This window comes from Rathayibacter sp. AY1F9 (genome assembly GCF_002932155.1).
Classification (GTDB): Bacteria; Actinomycetota; Actinomycetes; order Actinomycetales; family Microbacteriaceae; genus Rathayibacter.
Genome location: NZ_PSVA01000022.1, coordinates 12,223 through 36,331, shown reverse-complemented (window position 1 = coordinate 36,331; position 24,109 = coordinate 12,223). Strand labels below are relative to the sequence as shown.

Here is a 24,109-nt window from a genome sequence, read left to right as displayed (position 1 = left end):
CGGGGCGAGCGGGGCGGGTCGGCGACGTCCGGGCACGGCGCCTCCGCCGTCCTGCGACAGCCCGGCGGAGGCCCGGGGATCCTCAGGAATAGATCCGGCTGCACGTGGTTGAATGAGGATGTACATGCAAACGCATGGACCAGGCCCCACCGGGCCGGAGGACAGAAGGAGCGCCTGATGCAGTTCGGCATCTTCACGGTCAGCGACATCACGACCGACCCCACGACCGGATGGACCCCGTCCGAGTCCGAGAAGATCCAGGCGACCCTCGCGATCGCGCTGAAGGCGGAGGAGATCGGCCTCGACGTCTTCGCCCTGGGCGAGCACCACAACCCGCCGTTCTGGTCCTCCTCCCCCACCACCACGCTCGGCTACCTCGCGGCGAAGACCGAGAGAATCACGCTCTCCACCGCGATGGCCCTCATCACCACGAACGACCCCGTGAAGCTCGCCGAGGACTACGCGATGCTCCAGCACCTCGCCGGCGGCCGCGTCGACCTGATGCTCGGCCGCGGCAACACCGGCCCCGTCTACCCGTGGTTCGGCAAGGACATCCGCCGCGGCATCGAGCTGACGATCGAGAACTACGACCTGCTGCACCGCCTGTGGACCGAGGACTTCGTCGACTGGGAGGGCCAGTTCCGCACTCCCCTCCAGGGCTTCCAGTCGACCCCGCGCCCCCTCGACGGTGTCGCGCCGTTCGTGTGGCACGGATCGATCCGCTCCCCTCAGATCGCCGAGCAGGCCGCCTACTACGGCGACGGCTTCTTCGCGAACCACATCTTCTGGCCCGCCTCGCACACCCAGAAGATGGTGCAGCTCTACCGCCAGCGCTTCGAGCACTACGGCCACGGGACCGCCGACCAGGCGATCGTCGGCCTCGGCGGGCAGATCTTCCTGGCGAGGAACTCGCAGGACGCGGTCTCGCAGTTCCGCCCCTACTTCGACAACGCCCCCGTCTACGGCCACGGCCCCTCGCTCGAGGACTTCACGGAGCAGACCCCGCTCACCGTCGGCTCCCCGCAGCAGATCATCGACCGCACCCTCGGCTTCCGCGAGTACGTCGGCGACTACCAGCGCCAGCTCTTCCTGATGGACCACGCGGGACTCCCGCTGAAGACCGTCCTGGAGCAGATGGACATGCTCGGCGAGATCCTCCCCGCCCTCCGCGCCGGCTTCGCCGAGGGCCGCCCCTCGCACGTGCCCGACGCCCCCACCCACGCCTCCCTCGTGGCCGCGCGCGACGCGCAGCCCGCGGCCGAGCCCGTCACCGTCTAGTCAGGAGCTCTCCATGGACACCCGCAGGATCACCGTCCTCTCGGCCGGCCTCAGCCAGCCGTCCTCGACCCGGCTGCTCGCCGACCGCCTGGCCGACGCCGCCGAGTCCTCCCTCACCGAGCAGGGCTTCGCCGTCGAGCGGAGCGTCGTGGAGCTGCGCGACCTCGCGCACGACGTCACGAACAACCTCCTCACCGGCTTCGCGAGCCCCGCTCTGCAGACCGCGCTCGACGCGGTCGCCGGCGCCGACGGCCTGATCGCCGTGACGCCGATCTTCACCACCAGCTACAGCGGGCTCTTCAAGTCGTTCGTCGACGTGCTCGACACGGAGGCGCTGCGCGACCTGCCCGTGCTGCTGGCGGCCACGGGCGGGTCCCCCCGCCACTCCCTGGCCGTCGACTACGCGATGCGCCCGCTCTTCACCTACCTGCACGCGGCGCCCCTCGCGACCACCGTGTTCGCGGCGACGGACGACTGGGGCGGCGCGACCGAGGACGGACGGGCGCTGCCCTCGCGCATCGAGCGCGCCGGACGCGAGCTGGCCGATCAAGCCGCCCGCTCCTCCCGCTCGGGCTCCGCGCCCGACCCGTGGGCGCTCGACGGCTCGTTCGAGGGGATGCTCGGCCGCCGCGGCTGAACGCCCGCCGCGCGGATCGGCCGCTCCTCTCATGGATCGGCCGATCCGTCCAGCCGCGATTCCCGCGGCCCTGCCGGAATAGCCTGCCCCCGGGAGCCTGCCGCTGGCCCCCGGAAGGAGGCCGTCATGGGCCTGACCAGCAAGGGGCTCCCCGCGGGGGCTCTCGACCTCTCGCAGCTCGGACGCGCGGTCCTCGACCGCCGCCGCTTCCTCGGAGCGCTCGGCGTCGCCGCCTCCGTCCCGGTCCTCTCCGGCTGCGGCTTCGCCCCCGCGGGCCCCGCGGCGAGCGCCGGCAGCGACACCCTCACCTTCACCACCTGGGGCACCGACGCCGAGCTGGCCGGCTTCCAGCGCGCGATCGACGCGTTCCAGTCGGCGAACGCCGGCGCCACCGTGACCCTCAACGCGGTCCCGTACGAGCAGATGTTCACCAACATCGACGCGCAGCTGCAGGCGGGCAACCCGCCGGACGTCTTCCGGGTCCCGTACTACACGTTCGGCAGCTACGCCGGCCGCGACCAGCTCCTGGACCTGTCGGGCTTCCTCGACTCCGACGTCGCCGAGCGGTTCACCGATCCGGCCTGGGCCGCGGTGCAGAGCGGCGGGAGCCCCTTCGGCGTCCCCCACCACACCGACACCTCGCTGATCCTCTACAACACGCAGGTGCTGGCCGACGCGGGCGTCACCTCCTTCCCCTCCTCGCCCGAGGAGGCGTGGACCTGGGAGGAGTTCACCGAGGTCGGGCGGAAGCTGCGCGCCTCGCTCCCCGCCGAGCGCTACCCCTTCGCCTACAACTGGCAGGGCAACGGCGTCACCCGCTGGCTGAGCCTGCTCTTCCAGGCCGACGGCCGCTTCCTCACCGAGGACCTGTCCGGGCCCGCGATCGACTCCGCCGCCGGCCGCGCCGCGATCGACTTCAGCCGCAGCTTCTTCACCGACGGCCTCGTGCCGCCGAGCAGCTCCGTGCAGGCGACCACCTACGCCAGCGACCTCTGGTACTCGCAGACCACCGCGATGACCTTCGCCGGCGCGTTCCTCATCCCCGACGCCGACTCCACCCTCGACTTCGAGTGGGGCGCCACCTACTCCCCGCGCAACGTGCGCGGAGGCGGCGACTTCGGCGGCAACGCCCTCGTCGCGACCAAGGCCGCGAAGAACCCGGAGCTGGCCGCCTCCTTCCTCGCGTTCGTGACGGAGGAGGAGGCGATGCGCGACTTCTGCGCCGGCGCCTCCCTCCTCCCCACCCGTCGCGACCTCACGGAGTCGGGCATCGAGTTCGCCGTGCGCCCCGAGCTCGCCGAGGTGTTCCTCGGCCAGGCGGGCACCGTCCAGGCGTCCGACTCGGCGCAGGTCGCCTCGCCCGACATGGCCGCGATCATCACGGTGCTCAAGGAGCAGCTGGAGCAGGCCTTCGTCGGCGGGCGCAGCACCGAGGACACCATCGCCGGCCTCACCTCCGGCATCGCGGCCGCGACGCAGTGAGCCGGTCGGTCCTCGCGCCGGAGGCGGTGACCGCCCGCCCCCGGCGCACCTCCCGCGCCCCCGCCCGCGAGACGGCGGCCGCCTACGCGTTCCTCGCGCCGAACCTGCTGATGCTCGGCCTGTTCGTGTTCGTCCCCCTGGGCGGCGCGTTCCTGATCGGCTTCCAGCGCACGAACGGCTTCGGCGACGGCGTCTTCGTCGGACTCGACAACTACGCGCGGCTGCTCGGCGACGGCCTCTTCTGGCGCTCGACGTTGAACACGGCGCTGTTCACCCTGATCGTGACCCCGCTCTCGATGGCGCTGGGCCTCGGCGCGGCGGTGCTGATGAACTCGGTGCTGCCCGCGCGGCCGGTGTTCCGCAGCATCCTCATCCTGCCGATGGCGGTCTCCGGAGTGGCGACGGCGCTGATGGGCGTGCTGATCTTCGACGAGAACAGCGGCGTGCTCGACGGCATGCTCCAGACGATCGGCCTCCCCCGCATCGCCTGGCAGTCCGGCGGAGCGGCGGCCTTCGCCTCCGTGGTGCTCGTCACCCTGTGGTGGCGCACCGGCTTCAACATGCTGATCTACCTGGCGGGGCTGCAGGGGGTGAACCCGGCGCTCTACGAGGCGGCCCGGCTCGACGGAGCGAACGCGTGGCAGCAGTTCCGCCACGTGACGCTGCCGCTGGTCGGCCCGTCGTCGTTCTTCCTGCTCATCCTCAACGTCATCTACTCGTTCCAGGTGTTCGACATCGTCTTCGTGCTCACCGGCGGCGGACCGCAGAACGCGACCTCGGTGCTCGTGACCTACGCCTACGACACCGGTTTCGTCACCCGCGACCAGGGCTACGCCGCGGCCATCGGCATCGTGCTGCTGATCCTGACCATGATCTTCACCGCGGTGCAGTGGCGCACCAACCGCTCGAGGGACCTCGTCGAATGATCCGCACGTCGCGCACCTCGCGCCTGCTCCGCCTCGCCCTCGCCCTCGCCGTCTCGGTGGTCATCGTCTTCCCGCTGTACTGGATGGTCGTCGTCGCGTTCTCCTCGCGGTCCGAGCTGCTCGGCGGCACCCTCCGCCTCTGGCCGCGCGAGCTGACGCTGGTGAACTTCGAGCGGGTGTTCTCGTCGTTCCCCGTGGCGACCTGGTTCGGCAACTCCCTCGCGATCAGCCTGGTCACCGCGCTGATCACCGTGACGATCAACCTGCTCGGCGGCTACGCCTTCGCGCAGCTGCGGTTCCGCGGATCCGGAGTGCTCTTCCTCCTGGCCCTGTCGACGCTCACCCTGCCCGTGCAGGTGATCATGGTGGCGCTGTTCCGGCTCGTCACCGACCTCGGCCTCTACGGGAGCTACTGGGCGGTGATCCTGCCGACGGCGGCCTCGGCGTTCGGGCTGTTCCTGGCGCGGCAGTTCATCCTCGCGATCCCGCGGGACCTGATCGAGGCGGCCCGGATCGACGGCGCCGGGCACTTCCGCGTGTTCACGGCCATCGTCCTCCCCCTCTCGAAGCCGCTCATCGCCGTGCTCTTCTTCATGTCGCTGCTCGGCTCCTGGAACGACTTCGCCTGGCCGCTCATCGCCCTGAAGGAGAACGCGCTGTTCACGCTCCCGATCGGGCTGCTCTTCCTCCAGGGGCAGTTCGGCAGCGACTACGGAGCGACCATGGCGTTCGCCCTGGTGAACGTCGTGCCGATGGTGGTGCTGTTCCTGGTGTTCCAGCGCTACTTCGTGCAGGGCTTCGCGCGCAGCGGCCTCCGCTGACCCCGCGGCCGGGGGTGCGGATCGGTGCGCTGAGCGGCCATTCGTCCCCCCGTCCGGGGCCGGGAGTGTCAATCCCCCCGTTCCGCCGACCCGGCCGGCGCCGCCCCGCGGTACCGTCGTCGCAGGCGCCCACCTCGTGCGCTCCGGAGCGCACCGTTCGAGCGGAAGGCGGGATCGCCATGAGTACCGTCGCCGCGAACGCCGCCCAGCAGAAGGTGGCCGGCCGCTACTACCTGATCGAGCGCATCGGCTCCGGCGGGATGGGCTCGGTCTACCGGGCCCGCGACGAGACCGTGCAGCGCGAGGTCGCCGTGAAGGTGTTCCGCGCGGAGGCCTCGAACCCCGAGGACGTGGCCCGCCAGGAGCGCGAGGTGCGGATGCTGAGCTCCTTCGCCCACCCCGGCATCGTCAACCTCTTCGACGCGGGGCTGCACAACTTCGGCGGCGAGGTCCGCCGCTACGTCGTGATGGAGCTCGTCGCCGACCCCACGATGGAGGCGCGGCTCGAGTCCGGCCTCCTCCCGGCGGCGGAGGTCGCGGCGATCGGCACGCAGCTCGCCGAGGCCCTGGCCTACCTGCACGAGCGCGGCGTCGTGCACCGCGACGTGAAGCCCGCGAACATCCTGGTCAGCGAGGTCGCCTCCAGCGGCTACACCCGCACCGCCAAGCTCACCGACTTCGGCGTGGCCCACTTCATGGACGGCTCCCGCCTCACCAGCGACGGCGTCGTGATCGGCACCGCGAGCTTCGTCAGCCCGGAGCAGGTCGCGGGCGAGCCGATCAGTGGAGCGAGCGACGTCTTCTCCCTCGGCCTGGTCCTCCTCGAGGCGATCACCGGTCACCGCGAGTACTCGGGCACCGTCCTCGAGGCGGCCATCGCCCGCCTCCACCGCAGCCCCTCCGTGCCCGACACCCTGCCGGCGGAGTGGCGGGCGCTGCTGACCTCGATGACGCAGCGGGACCCGGAGAAGCGGCCGACCGCCGACGAAGTCGCGCACCGGCTCCGCGGCGGGATGACGACGGGCACGGCGGCGGCCGCGCCGACCGCCTCGGACTCGCGCGCGGCACGGATCCGGCGCTCCGTGATCATCGGCTCGAGCGTGGTCGGCGTCGGCGCGATCGCGGCGCTGTCGTGGATGCTCGGAGCGCTCGCCGGTCGCTGAACGACCGGGCGCGGGGCCCTAGGCCTCGCCGGGGAACGCGGGACGGAGCACGATCCTCGTCCAGGCGCCCACGTAGATCCGGTCGCCCTCCTCGACCTCGCGGCGCTGCCCGGCGGCGATCGGCGACTGCGGGAGCGGCGCCCCGGCCGGGGCGAGGTACGTGCCGTTCGCCGACTGCAGATCCTCGACCCACCAGCGGTAGCCGTCGGTGCTCAGCTGGCAGTGGCGCCGCGAGACACCGGAGTCGGAGCCGCAGTCCACCTGCGGCGAGATGCCGCGGGAGACGGACGGGCGGCCGACGAGCAGGGTGCGCTCGCGGAGGACGACGGTCGCGGGCGGGCCGGGCGAGGGCATGGGGTCGTCGGCGCGCTGCTCGGCGTACCACTCCGGGTCGACCCAGAGCTCGGCGATCCACGGGCGGTCCGGGTCCGCGGAGGCGGCGGCGGGGCGGGCGGAGCCGGTGGCCGGCGCGGACGCGGCCTCCTCCTCCGACGCTGAGGCCTCGGGTGCCGCGTCGGGGGCTGCGGCCTCGGGTGCAGGGGCCTCCGGGATCACCTCGGTCGGCGGAGCGGCGGGCGGCGCGGTCGCGACGGGGGTGTCGAAGCCGGCCTCCTGCTCCGGGACCAGCTCGGTCGGAGCCGCGGGATCGGCCTGCGGCGCGGGCGCCTCGCCCAGGTGCTGGGCCGGGTCCCCCGACGGCGTCGCGGAGCCGCCGACCTCGCCCGGAGCGCGGACGGCGCCGGAGGAGGTGAACGGATCGGCCTCGGGGAGGGAGCCGGTCGTGAAGTCGTAGCCGCAGTTCTCGCAGAACAGGGCGCCTGGCTCGTTCGGGAACGAGCAGTGCGGGCAGACCGAGGGGCCGGTCGGGATCGCGGTGGTCGGCGCGGCGGGAGCGGGCGACGGGGCCGCAGCGGCACCGATGGGCGCCCCGCAGACGTCGCAGTAGTCGCCGGACTGCGAGGTGTGCCCCTCGGGACAGCGGAAGCTCACTTGCGCACCCGCGTGGTCTTGGTCGACGCGGTGTCCAGCGCCATCTCGTCGAGGCGGTCCACGCCGCGCTTGAGCCGCACGGTGCCCTCGTTCGGGTCGTCGATCTCGACGACCTTCCGCAGCTTCGCGGTCGCCTCGTCGTTCCCGGTGACGGAGGCGAGCTGCACCGCCCGCCCGAGCTTGACCGTGGCGGTCGCCTCGTCGCCCCGCGCCTTCGCCGCGAGCCCGTCCTGGATCGCCGAGGCGAGCTCGGTCTGGCCGGTGTAGTGGGCGACGGCGGGGTCGATGCGGGCGGTCAGGGCGGAGTCGTCCGTCCAGCGCGCCTTCACCAGGGCGGAGGCGACCACCTCGTCGCGCACGCTGAGCTGCACCCGCGCGGCGAGCTGCTCCGAGCCGACCGGCTTCGACGCGACCCGGACCGCCACGTGGTACTCCCGCGACTCGTCGCCCCAGGCGCCGGTCGGGTAGGCGCCGGTGAGCGGGTTCACGGAGTTCCGCCGGGAGCTGAGGTCCTCGAGGTTCGGCGCGACCTGACGGACGAACAGCAGCTGCGCGCCCTGCGGAGTCCAGACGCGGAGCTCGCCGTTGGCGACTCCCCGGCCCATCGACGCCCGCATCAGCGACTCGAAGTCGGCAGCCATGTCGGCCGGGTTCGCGATCAGGCCCACGGTGCCCAGCAGGGCGCTCGCGATGGTGCGCGCCTCCTCGACGATCCAGCGGGAGCCGACGCCGCGCACGTCGCACTGGAAGTCGCCGGACGCCGCGCGGATCGCCGCGTCCAGCTGCATCCGCGACTCGTGCTCGTTCTTGCCGTCGGTGAGGAGGATCGCGTGCCGCTGCGTCGCCTCCGGCACGGTCGCGAACAGCTGGCGGGCGAGGGTCAGCCAGGTGCCCATCGCGGTGCCGCCGTCGGCCTGGAGGTAGCCGATCGCCTCCTTCGCCGCGGCTCGCGCCCCCGGCTCCATCCGCACCATCGAGACGGTGGCGTTGGGGTACGGGAAGGCGCGGTCGGCGCGCTCGGACCCGGCCACGACGGCGAAGAAGGTGCCGTCCAGGATCTGGTCGACGGCCACGGCGGCGGCGCGCTTCGCGGCCGTCATGTTCTCGCCGGTCATCGATCCGGAGCAGTCCACGATGATGATCTCGGCCGCGGCCCCGTCGGACCCGGCGACCCCCGTGCCGGACGCGGTCACCGTGACGATGGCGTGCACGTCGGTGGCGCCGTCCGAGAGGAACTCGTTCTGGAAAACACTCGCGCTGAACTCCGCCATTCCGGCAGTTTACGGGGACGCCCGGCCCGAGCGGCCCTCCATCGCCGAGGATCGGCCGGGCATCGCGGCCCGACGCCTGCACGACAGCTGTCGGGGCCGGCGGAGGCGGGTCGAGCGCCGCCGGAGCGCCCCCGTCAAGCCCGCCGCGACCGGACGCCGCCGATGCAAGGGTGGAGCCGTGCCTCCCTGGACCCTCGCCCTCGCCAGCGGCGCCATCGGCGGCGCCACCCTCCTGATCGGCGCCGCGCTCGCCTGGTTCGTGCGCGTGCCCCCGAAGCTCACCGCCGCGATCTCCGCCTTCGGAGCAGGGGTGCTGATCTCGGCGCTCGCCTACGAGCTCGTGCAGGAGGCGGCGGACGACGGAGGACTGCTCCCGACGATCCTCGGCACGCTCGCGGGAGCCGTCGTCTTCGTCGGCGCGGACGCGCTGCTCACCCGCGCCGGCGCGGGGAACCGCAAGAGCGCGAAGGGGTCGGGCGGAGGAGGAGGCGCGGCCATCGCGGCCGGCGCCCTGATCGACGGGGTCCCAGAATCGATCGTGCTCGGCCTCTCGGTCGCCCAGGGCGGAGCGGGAGCGGCGATCAGCGTGCCCATCGTCGCCGCGGTCGCGATCTCGAACCTCCCCGAGGGCCTGTCCTCGACCGTCGGCATGAAGGCCGACGGCCGCTCCGCCCGCTACGTCTTCACCGTCTGGGGCGGAATCGCCGCGATCTCGGCCGCCGCGGCGCTGGTCGGCTTCCTGGTCTTCGCCACCGCACCGGGCGCGGTCGTGGCCTTCGTGACGACCGTCGCCGCCGGCGCGATCCTCGCCATGATCTCGAACACGATGATCCCCGAGGCGTTCGACCGCGACGACGTGCTCACCGGGCTGTACGCGGTCCTCGGGTTCGTGACGGCGTTCGCCTTGCACAGTGCTGGTTAGGACGCCGCTCCCCGCGCGGCGTCCCGCAGTCGGCTCGAGCGCGGGGCTGGGTCCCGAGGAGCGGGTCGCGCACGGCGACGCGGATCCGCTGGAACGCGGATCCCCGGACACGCCTCGCGAGGACGCCGCTCCCCGCGCGGCGTCCCGCAGTCGGCTCGAGCGCGCTGCCGGGTCCCGAGGAGCGGGATGCGCACGGCGACGCGGATCCGCTGGAACGCGGATCCCCGGACACGCCTCGCGAGGACGCCGCCGCCTGCGGAACGGAGTGCGGTCAGCCGCTGAAGGCGGTGAGGGCGTCGTCGAGGATGCCGAGGCCGCGGGCGACCTCGGCGGGGGTGATGACGGCCGGCGGGACCACGTGGATCCGGTTGTCGGCGGTGAAGGGCAGGAGACCGCGGGACAGCAGGTCGGCCTTGAGGCGGGCGACGGAGGCCGCCGGCAGCGGGGTGCGCGCGGCCCGGTCGGTGACCAGCTCCAGGGCCCAGAACACTCCGGAGCCCCGGACCTCGCCGATCAGGTCGTGCTTCGCCTCGAGCGCCGCCAGGCCGGGGGCCAGGTGCTCCGAGCCGATGGTGCGCGCGTTGTCGACGATCCCCTCCTCCTCCATCGCCTGGAGCGTCGCGACGACGCTGGCCGCGGCGAGCGGGTGGCCCGAGTAGGTGAGACCGCCGGGGAAGACGCGCTCGTCGAAGTGGTGGGCGATCGGATCCGAGATGACGACGCCGCCGATCGGGACGTAGCCGGAGTTCACGCCCTTCGCGAAGGTGATCAGGTCGGGGCGCATGTCGAAGGCGTCGAAGGCGAACCACTCCCCCGTGCGGCCGAAGCCCGCCATGACCTCGTCGAGGATCAGCTGGATGCCGTACCGGTCGGCGATCTCGCGCACACCCGCGAGGTAGCCGGGCGGCGGGGTGAGCACGCCGGCGGTGCCGGGGATGGTCTCGAGGAGGAACGCGGCGATCGACTCCGGCCCCTCCGCCTGCACGACGCGCTCGAGGTGGTGGAGGGCGCGCTCGCACTCCTGCTCGAGGGTCTCGGCCCAGAACTCGCTGCGGTACAGGTAGGGCCCGAAGGCGTGCACGTGCCCGCGGGAGTACTCGTTCGGGATGCGGCGCCAGTCGCCGGTCGAGACGATCGCCGCTCCCGTGTTGCCGTGGTACGAGCGGTACAGCGAGACGACCTTGTCGCGGCCGGTGAACAGCCGCGCCATGCGGATCGCGTTCTCGTTCGCGTCCGCGCCGCCGTTGGTGAAGAAGACCTTCTCCATGCCCTCGGGCGCCCGCTCGGTGATCAGGCGGGCCGCCTCGGCGCGGGTCTCGTTCGCGTAGGCGGGGCCGACGGTGGTGAGGACGCCCGCCTGCTCCTGGATCGCGGCGACGACCTTCGGGTGCTGGTAGCCGATGGTGACGTTCACGAGCTGGCTCGAGAAGTCGAGGTAGCGGGTGCCGTCGACGTCCCAGACCTCGGCGCCGAGACCGCCTGCGATCGGCAGCGGGTTCAGCGCGCCCTGCGCCGACCAGGAGTGGAACACGCGGGACCGGTCGGCGGCGGTGACCGAGGCGTTGTCGCGGACGGTGGGGGCGGTCGAGGACGTCATGCTCCCCATCGTGCCGCGCGCGCCTCGGAAGCGGGCGTGCGGATCCGTCGATCCGCGGACCCTACGATGGACGGAACGTCGAAGGGAGCCGCGCATGCCCGCGACCGTCCGCGATCTGCTGGCCGAACCGGCCTTCCGCCTCCGCGTGCTCGCCGGGGTCCACGACGAGGCCGACCTCGACGCCCCTCTGGTGTGGGCGCACTCCTCGGACCTCGTCGATCCGACGCCCTGGCTCGAGTCGGGCCAGCTGCTGCTGACCGACGGCGTCCACTTCACCGGGCACGACAGCGCCGAGTTCTCGGAGGAGTACGTCGCCCGGCTGCGCGGCCGCGGCATCCGCGCGCTCGGCTTCGCCACCCGCATCGTGCACGACGAGGTGCCCACCGCTCTCGTCACGGCGTGCGAGCGCCAGGGCCTGCCGCTGCTGGAGGTGGCGGACCTGACTCCGTTCATGGGGATCATCCGCTTCGTCGCCGACGTGATCTCGCGGGAGCAGCGCGAGCGGCTGGAGTGGTCGCTCGAGGCGCAGCGGCGGGTCGCCCGCGCGGCGCTGCGGCCGGACGGGCTCGCGGCGATCCTCACCGAGCTGGAGCGGCAGCTGGACTGCTGGGTCGCCCTCTACGACGCCGCCGGGCAGAGGGTGCACCTGCCCACCCGGCTCGACGTGCCGGCGGAGGAGGCGGTCGCCGCGGCCGCGAGGCACGCCCTGACGCGCGGCAGCCGAGCGGGACTCCGACTCGACGACGGCGGCGGAGTGACGCTGCAGACGATCGGGCGCCGCGACCACCTGCGCGGGGTGCTCGCCGTGGGCACGGGCACGCCGCTGGACCCGGCGGGCAGCGACCTCGTCGCGAGCGTCATCGCCCTGGCGAGCATCGCGCTGGAGCAGCGGCGCGCGCTGGACTCCTCCCGTCGGCAGCTGCGCTCCGGACTGCTCGAGCTGCTGGCCGCGGGAGCCTTCGACGTCGCCGAGAGCACCGCACGGCGCCTGGGGAGCCCGCTGCCCGCCGAGCCCGTGCGGGTGGTCGTGCTGAGCGCGCCCGTGCACGGCGACTCGCTCCTCGACGAGCTGGAGGTCGTGGCGGAGGAGGACGGCGCGCGCCTGTTCTTCGCCGAGAGGGACGGCTCGCTCGTCGCCGTCGCCGCCGCCGACGGACTCGAGCCGCTGACCGCCGTGCTGGAGCGGCACGGCGCGAGCGCCGGCGCCTCCGTCCCGATCGGCTGGTCCGACCTGGACCGGGGCCTCGAGGAGGCGCGGCGCGCCGCCGAGCGGACAGGAGACGGGACGGTGGTCCGCTTCGAGGACGTCGCCGCCGAGGGGATGATCGGGCTTCTCGCCGCCGCCGGAGCAGCACCGCTCGCCCGCCGGATGCTCTCACCGCTGCTGACCCCCGAGGGAGCCGTGCTGCTCGAGAGCGCCCGCGTCTGGCTCCGCCGCAACGGCGCCTGGGAGCCCGCCGCCCGCGACCTCGGCGTGCACCGTCACACCCTCCGCAACCGCATCACCGCCGTCGAGCGCGCCCTCGGCCTCGACCTCGACGACGTCTCCGCCCGCACCGAGCTCTGGACGGCGCTGCGGCTCCACTCATAGCCGATCTCCTCCTGCGTCGTCGATCGGCCGCGGTCGGTCTCAGGAGGTGGGGACGCTGGAAGAGCGGGTCGCGTACCGCGCACGACGATCCGCTCACACGCGGATCGCCGGTTGCGCGGTGCTCAAGAGCCTCTCTCCTCCTGCGTCGTCGATCGGCCGCGGTCGGCCTCAGGAGGTGGGGACGATGGGAAGAGCGGGTCGCGTACCGCGCACGACGATCCGCTCACACGCGGATCGACGGTTGCGCGGTGCTCAAGAGCCTCTCTCCTCCTTCGTCGTCGATCGGCCGCGGTCGGCCGGGGAGGGTGGTCGCGTTCCGCAGAGCGGGCCGCGTAGCGCGCACGACGATCCGCTCCCACGCGGATCGCCGGTTGCGCGGTGCTCAAGAGCCTCTCTCCTCCTTCGTCGTCGATCGGCCGCGGCCGGCCGGGGAGGGTGGTCGCGCTGGGAAGAGCGGGTCGCGTACCGCGACTGCGGGCGATCGACGACGCCAGGAGGAGAGAGCCTCACAAGCGCCGCGGAGCGCAACCGGTGATCCGCGTCCCAGCGGATCGACGTGCGCGGAACGCACGACGCTCTGCGATACCCGACCACCCTCCCGAGCCGACTGCGGGCGATCGACGACGAAGGAGGAGAGAGCCTAGGAATGCTGCGGGAACCCGAGGTTGATGCCGCCGTGGGAGGGGTCGAGCCAGCGGCTGGTGATGGCCTTCTGCTGGGTGAAGAAGCGGACGCCTTCTGCTCCGTGGGCCTTGGTGTCGCCGAAGAGGGACGCCTTCCAGCCGCCGAAGGAGAACGTGGCGACGGGGACGGGGATGGGGACGTTGATGCCGATCATGCCGACCTCGACCTCGTTCTGGAAGCGGCGGGCCGCTCCTCCGTCGTTGGTGAAGATCGCGGTGCCGTTGCCGAACGCGCCGTTGTTGATCAGGGCGACGCCCTCCTCGTAGGAGGCGACGCGGACGATGGACAGCACCGGTCCGAAGATCTCCTCCGTGTAGGCGCGGGAGGTGGTGGGGACCTTGTCGAGCAGGGTCGGGCCGAGCCAGAAGCCGTTCGCGTCGCCGTCCACCTCGATCCCGCGCCCGTCGATGACGACCTCCGCGCCGTCCTCCTCCGCGATCGCGATGTAGGAGGCGACCTTGTCGCGGTGCGCCTCGGTGATCAGCGGGCCCATGTCGCAGCCGCGGCGTCCGTCGCCGATGCGCAGGGTCGCGGCCCGCTCCTGGATCCTGGTGATGAGCTCGTCGGCGACGGGCTCCACCGCGACGACGACCGAGATCGCCATGCACCGCTCGCCCGCCGAGCCGAAGCCGGCGTTGATGGCGGAGTCGGCGACGAGGTCGAGGTCCGCGTCGGGGAGCACCAGCATGTGGTTCTTCGCCCCACCGAGGGCCTGGACGCGCTTGCCGTGCTTCGTGCCCGTCTCGTAGACGTACTGCGCGATCGGGGTGGAGCCGACGAACGAGATCGAGCGCACGTCGGGGTGCTCGAGCAGCCCGTCGACGGCCTGCTTGTCGCCGTTGAGCACCGTGTAGACGCCGTCGGGGAGGCCGGCCTCCTTCCAGAGGGCGCCGAGCCAGATCGCCGGGGACGGGTCCTTCTCGGAGGGCTTCACCACGACGGTGTTGCCGGCGGCGATGGCGATGGGGAAGAACCACATCGGCACCATCGCCGGGAAGTTGAAGGGGGAGATGATCCCGACCACGCCCAGCGGCTGCTTGGTCGAGTAGACGTCGACGCCGGTGGAGACCTGCTCCGAGTACTCGCCCTTGAGGTGGTGCGCGAGGCCCGTCGCGAACTCCACGACCTCCTGGCCGCGGGTGATCTCGCCGAGCGCGTCCGAGACGACCTTGCCGTGCTCCGACGTGATCAGCTCGGCGAGCTCCTGCTTCTTCGCCTCGAGGAGCTCGCGGAAGCGGAAGACGATCTGCTGCCGCTTCGCGAGCGACGTGTCGCGCCATGCGGGGAAGGCGGCCTTCGCGGAGGCGACGGCGGCGTCCACCTCGGCGGAGTCGGCGAGCGCGACCTCCTTGGTCGCGACTCCCAGCGCCGGGTCGTAGACGGGAGCGGTGCGGCCGGACGAGGAGGCCGAGGGAGCCCCGTCGATCCAGTGGCCGACGACGGACAGGGCGGTGGCGGGCTCGGCGATGCTCATGGCGACGACTGTAGGGGCGTGACCACGGCCGCGGGGGTGCCGATCCGTCCAGCGGTGGAGGGGTGATCTGGACGGATCGGCGTGCTCAGTCGGCGGGACGGGTGGCGTCGGCGTCGGCGTCGGCGTCGGGCGAAGGGGTGGCCGGGTCGGGGCTCGAGGCGGCGGGGTCGGCCGCGCTCGGGTCCGCAGCACCGCTGTCGGCCGCGCTCGGGCCCGCAGCGCTGGGATCCGCAGCGCCGAGGTCGGCGGCGCCGGTGTCGGCAGCGTCCGGCTCCGCACCATCGGGATCGGCACCGGAGTCGGCAGCATCCTGCTCGGCTGTGCCGGTCACCTCACCGTGCACCTCGGCAGCGGACGCTTCAGCCGCTGCCTCCGGCGCACCCGCCGGGTCGAACCGCGCCAGCGCCGCCGTGATGTTGTCGTGCCCGCCGCGCTCGTTCGCCCAGGCGACCAGCGCCTCCGCGAGCGTGACCGGATCCGCGCCCACCCTCTCCTGCGCCTCGCGCAGCACGCGCGCGAGGTCCTCGGCGGCGGACGCGTAGTTCCACAGCCCGTCGGAGCAGACCAGCACCCAGCCCGGCTCGGTCAGCTCCTCGGAGGCGACCCGCGGCTCCTCGTCGTGCGCGTCGGCGCCGAGCCAGCGGGTGATGGCGTGAGCGTCGGGCGCCGTCTCGGCCTGCTCCCGCGGCACTCCCGAGGCGATCTGCTCCTGCGCCCACGAATCGTCGACCGTGAGCTGCCGCGGCTCGCCCGCGTCCGGCATCCAGTAGCTGCGGCTGTCGCCCACGTTGCCCGTGACGAGCAGCGCGCCGTCCAGCACCGCCGCGGTGAAGGTGCACGAGGGCGGATTCGACCGCTTCTCGGGCACGGCCGCGTCGATCGCTCCGGAGGCGCGCGCGGTGGCCATCTGCAGCAGCGCGCGCCAGCGGTCCGCTATCGCGCTCTCCCCGCCGACCTCGGCCTGCAGCGCGCTGAGTGCCGCACGGGCCGCGGCGAGCGACGCCTTGTCGGAGTCGGGGGTCGAGGAGACCCCGTCGCAGACCACCAGCAGCGCCGTCCTCAGAGAGCCGTCGGCGCCGGTGGTCGCCCCGAGCGCCATCGCGTCCTCGTTGGCCGGGTGCCGGAGCCCGCGGTCGCAGACGCCGCCGACCAGCGGGTGCGGCGCTTCGGCCCAGTGCTCGCGCTCGGTCGGAGCGGGGCGTCCGCACTGCTCGCAGTAGCCGTCCTCGGCGACCGCTCCCCCGCAGTAGACGCAGGCGGCGGATCCTCCGACGGCGACGGGCGGAGCGGAGGGGGTGGCCGCGACGATCAGCGGCGTCCCGCAGGCCTCGCAGAACGCGTCGCCCGTCGTGACCGGCTCGCCGCAGTTCGGGCAGGGAGTCGACAGCGCGCCGCTCATGTCAGCGTCCAGCGTCGGACCTCGTTGGCCCGGTCGACGAGGCGCAGGCGCTCGTCGCGCTCGCGAGTGGAGGCGGCGAGCGCGCGGTAGGAGGCCTCGAGGCCGTCGCGGATGGCGGCCTCGTTCGCCTCGACCCCGCCGAGGGTCGCTCCCTCGGCCGGGCCGTCGCGCCGCACCAGCTCGAGGGCGGAGGCGAGGACCTGGGTCGTGAGCTCGAGGCGGGTCCGCTGGTCGATCGACACGGAGTCGACGCTCGCGAGGGCGGCCGAGAGCGCGGGCAGCCCGCGGCCCGACTCCGCCAGCAGCTCCGCCCGGCGGCGGCGCGCGTCGGAGTAGGAGGAGCGCGTGGGCGCGACGATGTCGAGCGCGTCGAGCGCCCCGTCGAGGTCGGAGCGCAGCTGCCGCACCCGGGCGAGACCGAAGGCGGCGGGTGCCGTGTAGTTCGCGTCGGCGCGGGCGCAGATCACGTAGAGGGACTCGGCGACCTCGGGCTCGCCGCTCGCCTCGCACGCCGCGGCGAGCGCGAGCTTCGGGGCGAGCTCGCCGGGGACCTGGCCGTAGACGGTGTTGAAGGAGGCGCGGGCCCCGATGTCGTCGCCGCGCGCGAGCTGCGCGAGACCGCTCATCCAGACCGCCCGCCACTCCCACGGGTCCTCCGTGAGGATCTCGCCCGTCGCGCGGGCCGCCTCCTCCCAGCGCTGCGCCTCGATCGCCGCCCGGGCGCGGGCGAGCCGCACCTCGACCGTCACGGTGGGCGCGAGCGCGAGAGCGCGCAGGCGCACGATCGGGTCGGCGACGTTCACGCCCGCGAGCCACGACCGGGCGGGATCGGACTCGTCGCGGCGGAGCGCTGGCAGCGCGTCCCACGGCGGGACGCGGTCGACCACGTCGGCCACGGGCGCCTCGAACAGGGCCGACTCCGTCGAGTGCAGCGCGGGGTGTCCGGGACCGCGGTCGGTCGCGACGACCTCGCGCAGCACCCCGAGCAGCTGGCCGCGCATCTCGTCCACCGTGGCGAAGCGGTCCTGCGGGTCGGGAGCGCACGCCTTCGCGATCAGGCGGTAGAAGGAGTCGTAGCGCTGGAACAGCGGCGTCTCCGACACGGGCGGCAGCGAGGCGACGAAGGTCGTCTGGTTGCCGCGGAAGTCGAGCACCAGCGAGGCCAGCGTGCGGCCGATCGTGTAGACGTCGGAGGCGACCGAGGGACCGAGGTCGGCGACCTCCGGAGCCTGGTAGCCGACGGTGCCGTAGATGGCGGAGTCCTCGTCGTCGATCCGGCGCACTCCGCCGAGGTCGATCAGCTTGACCTGGTCGCCCACCTGGATCATGTTGTCCGGCTTGAAGTCGCAGTAGAGCAGGCCGTGGTCGTGCAGGTAGGCGAAGGCGGGCATGACCTCGAGCACGAAGGCGAGCGCCTGGTCCACCGGCAGCGGATCCGCGGCGCCACCGTTGGCGTCCAGCCGCTCCTTCAGGATCTGCTTGAGGCTCGGCCCGCCGACGTACTCCATCACGATGTAGCCGGCGCCGTCGTGCAGGACGAAGTTGTAGATCTCGACGATCAGCGGGTGCTCGACCTCGGCCAGGAACCGGCGCTCGGTGACGGCCGCCGCGTACGCATCGGGGTCGCCGGAGTTGAGCAGGCCCTTGAGCACCACCCAGCGCCCCGAGACGTTCCGGTCGCGCGCGAGGTAGATCCAGCCGAGGCCGCCGTAGGCCAGGCAGCCGACGACCTCGTACTGGCCGCCGACGACGTCGCCCTTCACCAGCTGCGGAGTGAACGAGAACGGCGTGCGGCAGTTGGGGCAGAACCCCTCGGTGCGGCCGGGCCGACCGTCGCGCCCGCGGCCGACGGCCGTGCCGCAGTGCGAGCAGAAGCGCTTGCGCTCGGGGAGGACCGCCTCGGTCATCAGAGCGGCCATCGGGTCGGCGGCCGGGCGGGACGGGACGGTGGTGAGCCCGGCGCCGAGCCTCGGGCCGCGCAGTCGGGTCGAGGTGGTGCCGACGCGGCGGGTGACCTTCGAGCCGGTCTGCGCCGTGCGGGCGGAGCCGAGGGCGGCGGTGGCGAGGCGGGCGGAGGAGGTGCGCGTGCTGCGCGCGGTGGCCGGCTCCTCCGCGGGGCCGGGTGCCGTGGCGCCGGGGGTGCCCTCGACGAAGCCGGTGCCGAAGGCGGCGGAGGCGGTGGCGGGCGGGGAGGCCGGAGCGGCGCGGCGCGCGGTCGGCGCGGAGGCGGCGGCGCCCTCCTCGGGCGGGAGGCCGCAGACGTTGCAGTAGCCGTCCTCGATCGTCCCGGTGCAGCCGGGCGTCGCGGTGCAGGGGGCGCCGTTCATGGGGTGGCCTTCCGGTGGTGCGCGGGGTCGGGGTGCGGGAGGTCGCGGGTGACGACGTCGTACTGCTCGACCAGGTGGCGGGCGAGCGGGACGGAGCAGGGCACCGCGTCGAGGGCGGCGCGCACCTCCTCCTCGGCCGCGACGCCGACGGCGGTGGCAGCGCGGCCGTTGCCCTCGGCCCGCTCCCGCAGCGCCCGGACGCGGAAGCCGAGGGCGGCCCGTTCGCGCAGCGGCGAGGTGTAGGCGGCCTCGACCGCGTCGAACGCGCGGCCGACGGCGGTGAGCCGGGCGAGGTGCGCGTCGAGCGCCTCGCGGTCGGACGGAGGATCGCCCAGCCGGGAGACGTCGGGCACGGCCAGCCGCGGCGGGTCGGCGATCTCGCGGCGGCAACGGGCCACGAGCTCGCGCAGCGGCGCTTCGCGTCGCTCGGCCGCCTCCGCCAGCTCGCGCGCCCGACGGCGGTCGCGCTCGAGTCCGCGCCGCTCGGACGCGGCGATGATCAGGTCGCGCTCGAGCCGGGCGGAGTCGCTCTCGAGCTGGCCGAGCGGCCCCGACACGTCGGCTCCCCGGCCCGCCCGCTCGGCGAGCGCGTCGAGGCGGGAGCGCAGCACGGCGACCCGCTCCGCCCGCTCGCGGTCGACCGTGCCGCCGCCGTCACGGGTGAGGTCGCGGCAGCGCTCGATCTCGGCGCGCACCCCCACGATCCGCCCGGCGACGTCGGTGCCGCTGGGGTCGAGCTCGAGCCGGGAGCGCAGCTGGCCGACGACCGCGTCGCAGAGGCGCACCGCCTCCACCAGCGAGACCGCGCCGCTCCCGGAGGCGTCGAGACGGCCCCAGATCAGCTGCGACATCCGCTCGCGCGCCACGACGTCGACGCGGCCGGAGTCCCAGACCGCCTCGAGCTCGGCGAGGCGCCGGGTGACGGACTCGCGGAGCGACTGGGCGAGCACCACGTCGGCCGTGTAGTTCTCGGCCTGCGGCGACGCCAGCGCGGCGGCGTCCAGCCGCGAGAGCTCGCGCGTGGTCCGCTGGAGCCAGCGGGTGAGAGCGGCGAGGTACTCGAAGAGCTCGCGCTGCGGCGCGGCCTCCCCCAGCCGACCCGGAGCGACGGGGGTCCCCTCCGCGAGACCGGTGCTCATCGGCCGTACACCGGGGCCGGCGGCGAGGCCTCGCCGAGGACCCCGAGCCAGCGCTCGTAGATGCTCTGCCAGCGGCCGTCGCTGCGGATGCTCTCGAGCGAGGCGTTGACGAAGCGCACGAAGTCGGGGTCGTCGGCGGGCAGGCCGAGGCCGTAGGGCTCCGAGCTCAGGGCGTCGCCGACGACCTTCGCGTACGGGTCCTGCGCCACGAAGCCCGCGAGGATCGTGTCGTCGCCCGCGATGGCGTCGACCTCTCCTGCCTGGAAGAGGGCGAGGCACTGCGAGTGCGTGGCGGCCTCGACGGCCTCGACCTCCGGGTAGTCGTTCTGCAGGCGGCTGAGCGTCGTGGTGCCGCTGGGCGCGCAGACCCTCTCGCCGTCGAGGTCGCCGATGCCCGTGATCGGGACGCCGTCGGGGTCGTCGGAGACGAGCACCTTGAGGCCGGCGTCGTAGTACTCGGACGAGAAGGCGATCGAGCTCCAGCGATCGCAGGTCATCGTGAGGGTGCGGGCCACCATGTCGACCTGCGGGGCGCCGTCGCCGCCGGTGAGCGCGGGGAGGCGCTGAGCGGAGGTGATCACGACGTAGTCGATGGAGTCGCTGCCGAGGATCGCCCGGGCGACCTCGCGGGCGATGTCGACGTCGAAGCCCTCGATCGCCCCCGTGATCGGGTTGCGGGCGCTCATCAGGAGGGTGTCGGCCGAGACGCCGACGCGCAGCGTCCCGCGCCCGCGGATCTCCGCGAGCCTGGTGCTGTCGGTCACGCCGGTCGGCGCGTAGGAGGTGACCGCCGAGGGCGAGCAGTCCGCCGCGGCAGGAGCGGCGGGAGCGGTCGCGCTCGCCGTCGGAGTCGGGGTCGCCGCGGCGAGGGGCGTGCCGAGGTCGTCCGCCCCCGTCGTGCAGCCGGTGAGTGCGAGTGCCGCGGTGGTGGCCAGGGCGAGGGCGGCGGCGCGCAGGCGGTTCATCGGTACTCCTCCAGTCGCTGGGCGATGCCGCGCCAGGCGAACACGGCTCCGGCGAGACCGGCCGCCAGCAGGATCCACGAGACGAGGGTCGCGAACTCCGCACCTCGGTCGAGCGTGGCGGCGGCGGCCAGGGCCTTCTCCTGCACCACGTCGCGGGCGTCGTCGGAGAAGGTGGTGAAGAGGTCGTTCGGCGTGCCGTTCCCGGTGATCGTGGCGACGCGGACGGCCTGGTCCCAGTTCCCGGCGTCGTCCGCGGCGCGGATCTCCTCGTGGAACGACTGCCACTGCCCGAACTCGTCGACGAGCCGCGTCCTCGCCAGCTCGTCCTGCAGGTCGCCCGAGAGCTTCTCCCGGGCGGAGTCGACGGCCTGGGTGTAGCGCTCCTCGAGGGCGGCGCCGGAGCCGCGCTTGATCAGCGTGAAGCTCTCGAGCGACTTGGCGTCGCTCGCGGCGATGAGCGCGTTCGACACGGTGAGCGCCTCGCGATAGGACTCGACCCGCGCCGTCCCCGCGTCCGCCGCGACCGATCCGTAGGCGAGCGCCCCGCCGACGCCGACGACCAGCAGGAGGGCGGTCCCCGTGGCGAGCGGGCGGTTGAGGTAGCGGTGCGTGCGGCGGGCGAGCCAGAGCTGCGCCGCCAGGAGGAGGACCAGCATCACGAGCGAGCCGATCATGAGCAGGACGCTCCATCGGACGGCGTCGTAGGCGGCCGCGACCCGGTCGGCACCGGAGTCGACCAGTCCGTCGAGGTCCTCGAGGATGCCGCCGTCTCCCGAGAGGGCCGTCGACGCCTGGTCGAGGTATGCCGAGGCGACGGGGAAGCCCTGCCGGTTGTTGGCTCGCGCCTGCTCGATCAGCCCGCTGTAGGTCGTGATGCTGCTGGCGACCCGGGCGAGGGCCCGGGTGTCCGCCGAGTCGGCGGCCGAGAGCCCGGCGATCGCGGAGGCGGCGCCGGTGAGGCTCGAGACGTACGACGCCCGCAGCTCGGTCGGCTCCAGTCCGCCGACGAGGAAGGTGTTGGCCGCGATCGCGTTGGCGTCCACCAGCAGCGTGCGGACGTTCTGCACGCCGAGCAGCTGCGCCGACTGCTCCCGGGCCGTCGTCGCGGCGCGCGCCTGCATCGCTCCTGCCTGCTGCGCGAACACGCCGAACAGCACGGCCGCCAGCGCCGTCAGGGCGAGCAGGAGGCGCAGGGTGGCCGGAGTGGTCGCGGTCGCGCGGGCCAGCAGCGACGGCTTCCGCTGCGCCGGCCGGTTGGCGACCTGGACGAGGGGCGGCACGGGGATCCTCTGCGCGGGCGGCGCGGCGGGTGCGGTGCTCAACGGCTCTCCTCCTCGGGGTCGTCGGTGACGGGGACGGCCGTGCCGCTCGGGGCGGCGTCCGCCTGCCCGAAGGCCTCCTCAGAGCCGTCGACCGCGCCCTCGTCGTCGTCGCCGGCTCCGTCCGGGCTACTCGAGGCTTCGGGGCTCTCCACCACGTCCTCGGGGAGCAGGATGCGCAGCTCGTCGAGCGTCGGCTCCTCCACGTCGCGGAGGCGCCAGGCGTGCCGGGCGATCGCCGCGTCGAGGACGTTGCGGACCCAGCGCCCGTTGCCGAACGCCTCCGTGCGCTGCTGCGCCGAGGCGAGGCCCGCGAACGCGGCGAGCGCCTCCTCCGTCGGCTCGAAGTCCGCGGAGGCGGCGAGGCGGCCGAAGATCGCCGAGAGCTCGTCGTCGGAGTAGTCGGCGAAGTCGATCGTGGTCGAGAAGCGGCTGGCGAGTCCCGGGTTCGTGTCGAGGAAGCCCTGCATCGGCCCGGAGTAGCCGGCGACGATCACGACGAGGTCGCCGCGGTGGTCCTCCATGTCCTTCACGAGGGTGGTGACCGCCTCCGCGCCGTACTGGTCGAGCGCGAGCGCGTAGGCCTCGTCGATGAAGAGGACGCCGCCGCGCGCGGAGGCGATCACCTCCGCGGTCTTCGTCGCGGTCTGCCCGAGGTAGCCGGCCACCAGCTCCGATCGGTCGACCTCGACGAGCACGCCCTTCGAGAGGATGCCGAGCGAGCGGTAGATCCGCGAGACCAGCCGCGCCACCGTCGTCTTGCCCGTGCCGGGGTTCCCCGTGAAGACGAGGTGGCGGGTGAGCGTGGGCGTGCTGAGTCCGGCGGCCTGGCGCAGGGTGTCGATCCGGAGCAGCTGCGTCTGCCGCTTGATCTCGCTCTTCACCCGGTCGAGGCCGATCAGCGCGTCGAGCTCGGCGAGCAGGTCGTCGATGGACTCCGGCGGGTCGAGCGGCTCCGGCTCGGAGGCGGGCTCCGCGGCGGGAGCGGCGGCGGGCGCCGGCTCGTCCTGCGGACCGTCGTGCTCGGTCCGGCGGAGGCGCTCGAGGATCTCGTCGACCCCGGGCACGCCGGCGGGCAGACCGGTCGGCAGGTCGGCGCTCGCGGCACCGTCCGGCGTCCGGCCGGTCGTGTGCGGTACTCCTCCGCTCGTCGTCGGAGCGGCGCCCCGGGCGCCCGGGACGGCGGAGAGCTGGGCCGCGGCGGTCGCGGAGGCGGAGGCGATGCCGCCGATGCCCGGGTCGCCGAGAGCGCTGGCCGCCGAGACGACCTCGGTCAGGGCGCGGGCGTAGGCGGAGGAGTGGTGCGAGCCCGCGCCGACCAGGGCGGCCAGCTGATCGGTCGGCCCCGACCGCCAGCGCCGGCCGCTCGAGGCGGCGGTGAAGAACGCCTCCAGACCGCCCGTCGCGCCGGTCGCGGCGAGCCAGTCCTGTCCGGCGCCGCGGATCGACTCGGCGACGGCGGCGGCCAGCCGCGCACCCTCGTCGCGGACGGCCGCGGCGTCGAGGCCGGCGGCCGTCCCCGCGAGCACGAGGGCGTCCAGCGCTGGGGCGAGCGCGGTCACGAGGCGCTCGGCGGGGTCAGCGAGCCGGATCCGGACGGCGCTCCCGGCTGCGGAGGCGCGTCGAGACCGCTCGGGGAGAGCGAGGACTCCGTGAACTTCTCGGCCAGGAACTGCCCGTGCGCGATCAGCGCCGAGGCGTCCTGCCGCGAGACGGCGTCCGAGATGCGGTCGAGCGTGCCTCCGAGGAGGTCGAGCTGGTCGCAGAGGATCATCAGCGAGGTCTTCCCCCTGTGCACGGCGCGGCGGTCGGCGAAGTCCCTCGGCAGGCGGAGGTAGCCCTCCACCGCCTCGGGGAGGTAGCTGGTCGCGGTCGCGACGACGGTGTGGCCCTGACGGCTCATCCCGCCGAGGCGGTCGAGACGGGGCACCATCTCGCGGACCGTCTCGTCGATCCGCTGGATGCGCGCCGCGACGATGCCGGGCACCCGGCCCTCCGTCCGCGTGCCGACCCTGTCGAGCGCCGCGAGGATGTCCTTGCTCGTCGGGACGCTCGGCAGAGCGGGCGCGGTCTCCTCCGGCGCCGCGGGGGCACCCGTGAACAGGCGGGAGAACCAGCCCATCG

At 73.7% G+C, this 24,109-nt stretch carries 19 protein-coding genes; 8 read left to right on the top strand and 11 right to left on the bottom strand.

Annotated features, from left to right (window positions below):
- The first annotated feature begins 177 nt into the window (after nt 1-177).
- From C5C37_RS13365 to C5C37_RS13340, 6 genes are all read left to right on the top strand, one after another.
- Nucleotides 178-1,278 carry an LLM class flavin-dependent oxidoreductase gene (locus C5C37_RS13365; protein ID WP_104339063.1) on the top strand — a complete coding sequence of 367 codons (1,101 nt, stop codon included), beginning with the start codon at nt 178-180 and terminating at the stop codon, nt 1,276-1,278.
- A 13-nt stretch (nt 1,279-1,291) separates the two neighbouring features.
- A complete protein-coding gene (locus C5C37_RS13360; protein WP_104315048.1) occupies nt 1,292-1,915 on the top strand; it encodes an FMN reductase in 624 nt (207 codons plus the stop codon).
- Between the two features lie 126 nt (nt 1,916-2,041).
- Nucleotides 2,042-3,397, top strand: a complete 1,356-nt coding sequence (locus C5C37_RS13355; protein ID WP_104297825.1) for a sugar ABC transporter substrate-binding protein — start codon at nt 2,042-2,044, stop codon at nt 3,395-3,397.
- 26 nt (nt 3,398-3,423) lie between these two features.
- Complete coding sequence (locus C5C37_RS13350; RefSeq protein ID WP_244229482.1) at nt 3,424-4,323, top strand: carbohydrate ABC transporter permease; 900 nt, start codon at nt 3,424-3,426, stop codon at nt 4,321-4,323.
- Entirely contained in the window at nt 4,320-5,144 is an 825-nt protein-coding gene (locus tag C5C37_RS13345; RefSeq protein ID WP_104233145.1) for a carbohydrate ABC transporter permease, read from the top strand. The genes C5C37_RS13350 and C5C37_RS13345 overlap by 4 nt, the downstream gene beginning before the upstream one ends.
- A 179-nt stretch (nt 5,145-5,323) precedes the next feature.
- The gene (locus tag C5C37_RS13340; protein WP_104339062.1) at nt 5,324-6,307 is read left to right on the top strand and encodes a serine/threonine-protein kinase; all 984 of its coding nucleotides are present in this window, start codon (nt 5,324-5,326) and stop codon (nt 6,305-6,307) included.
- An 18-nt stretch (nt 6,308-6,325) separates the two neighbouring features.
- Here the strand turns inward: C5C37_RS13340 and C5C37_RS13335 are convergent, their stop codons facing one another.
- Both C5C37_RS13335 and C5C37_RS13330 read right to left on the bottom strand, forming a co-directional pair.
- Entirely contained in the window at nt 6,326-7,297 is a 972-nt protein-coding gene (locus tag C5C37_RS13335; protein WP_104339061.1) for an FHA domain-containing protein, read from the bottom strand.
- Nucleotides 7,294-8,568: a VWA domain-containing protein gene (locus C5C37_RS13330; RefSeq protein ID WP_104339060.1), complete on the bottom strand. Its 1,275-nt coding sequence runs from the start codon at nt 8,566-8,568 to the stop codon at nt 7,294-7,296. The genes C5C37_RS13335 and C5C37_RS13330 overlap by 4 nt, the downstream gene beginning before the upstream one ends.
- Nucleotides 8,569-8,746: 178 nt before the next feature.
- Here C5C37_RS13330 and C5C37_RS13325 point away from each other — a divergent pair, with 178 nt between their 5' ends.
- Nucleotides 8,747-9,490 (top strand): ZIP family metal transporter, encoded by a 744-nt coding sequence (locus C5C37_RS13325; protein WP_104223842.1) that lies wholly within the window; start codon nt 8,747-8,749, stop codon nt 9,488-9,490.
- 271 nt (nt 9,491-9,761) lie between these two features.
- Here the strand turns inward: C5C37_RS13325 and C5C37_RS13320 are convergent, their stop codons facing one another.
- Nucleotides 9,762-11,087, bottom strand: coding sequence for an aspartate aminotransferase family protein (locus C5C37_RS13320; RefSeq protein ID WP_104339059.1), 1,326 nt, complete (start codon nt 11,085-11,087; stop codon nt 9,762-9,764).
- Between the two features lie 94 nt (nt 11,088-11,181).
- Between C5C37_RS13320 and C5C37_RS13315 the strand changes: the two genes are divergently transcribed.
- Nucleotides 11,182-12,678 (top strand): PucR family transcriptional regulator, encoded by a 1,497-nt coding sequence (locus tag C5C37_RS13315; protein ID WP_181127422.1) that lies wholly within the window; start codon nt 11,182-11,184, stop codon nt 12,676-12,678.
- 640 nt (nt 12,679-13,318) lie between these two features.
- Here the strand turns inward: C5C37_RS13315 and C5C37_RS13310 are convergent.
- The 8 genes from C5C37_RS13310 to C5C37_RS13275 all read right to left on the bottom strand — a co-directional run bounded on the left by C5C37_RS13310 (nt 13,319) and on the right by C5C37_RS13275 (nt 24,107).
- Entirely contained in the window at nt 13,319-14,836 is a 1,518-nt protein-coding gene (locus C5C37_RS13310) for a CoA-acylating methylmalonate-semialdehyde dehydrogenase (protein ID WP_104283188.1), read from the bottom strand.
- Between the two features lie 85 nt (nt 14,837-14,921).
- Nucleotides 14,922-16,235, bottom strand: coding sequence for a PP2C family serine/threonine-protein phosphatase (locus C5C37_RS13305; RefSeq protein WP_104339057.1), 1,314 nt, complete (start codon nt 16,233-16,235; stop codon nt 14,922-14,924).
- Complete coding sequence (locus C5C37_RS13300) at nt 16,232-18,562, bottom strand: serine/threonine-protein kinase (RefSeq protein ID WP_104339056.1); 2,331 nt, start codon at nt 18,560-18,562, stop codon at nt 16,232-16,234. The genes C5C37_RS13305 and C5C37_RS13300 overlap by 4 nt, the downstream gene beginning before the upstream one ends.
- On the bottom strand, nt 18,559-19,701 hold the full coding sequence (locus tag C5C37_RS13295; protein ID WP_104287875.1) for a hypothetical protein: 1,143 nt from the start codon (nt 19,699-19,701) through the stop codon (nt 18,559-18,561). Before C5C37_RS13295 ends, C5C37_RS13300 begins: the two co-directional genes overlap by 4 nt.
- Nucleotides 19,698-20,666 (bottom strand): glutamate ABC transporter substrate-binding protein, encoded by a 969-nt coding sequence (locus tag C5C37_RS13290; RefSeq protein ID WP_104339055.1) that lies wholly within the window; start codon nt 20,664-20,666, stop codon nt 19,698-19,700. Before C5C37_RS13290 ends, C5C37_RS13295 begins: the two co-directional genes overlap by 4 nt.
- Complete coding sequence (locus C5C37_RS17585; protein ID WP_181127421.1) at nt 20,663-21,988, bottom strand: hypothetical protein; 1,326 nt, start codon at nt 21,986-21,988, stop codon at nt 20,663-20,665. Before C5C37_RS17585 ends, C5C37_RS13290 begins: the two co-directional genes overlap by 4 nt.
- Complete coding sequence (locus C5C37_RS13280; protein ID WP_258066325.1) at nt 21,985-23,547, bottom strand: AAA family ATPase; 1,563 nt, start codon at nt 23,545-23,547, stop codon at nt 21,985-21,987. Before C5C37_RS13280 ends, C5C37_RS17585 begins: the two co-directional genes overlap by 4 nt.
- Nucleotides 23,544-24,107 (bottom strand): hypothetical protein, encoded by a 564-nt coding sequence (locus tag C5C37_RS13275; RefSeq protein WP_104260379.1) that lies wholly within the window; start codon nt 24,105-24,107, stop codon nt 23,544-23,546. The genes C5C37_RS13280 and C5C37_RS13275 overlap by 4 nt, the downstream gene beginning before the upstream one ends.
- Between the last annotated feature and the right edge of the window lie 2 nt (nt 24,108-24,109).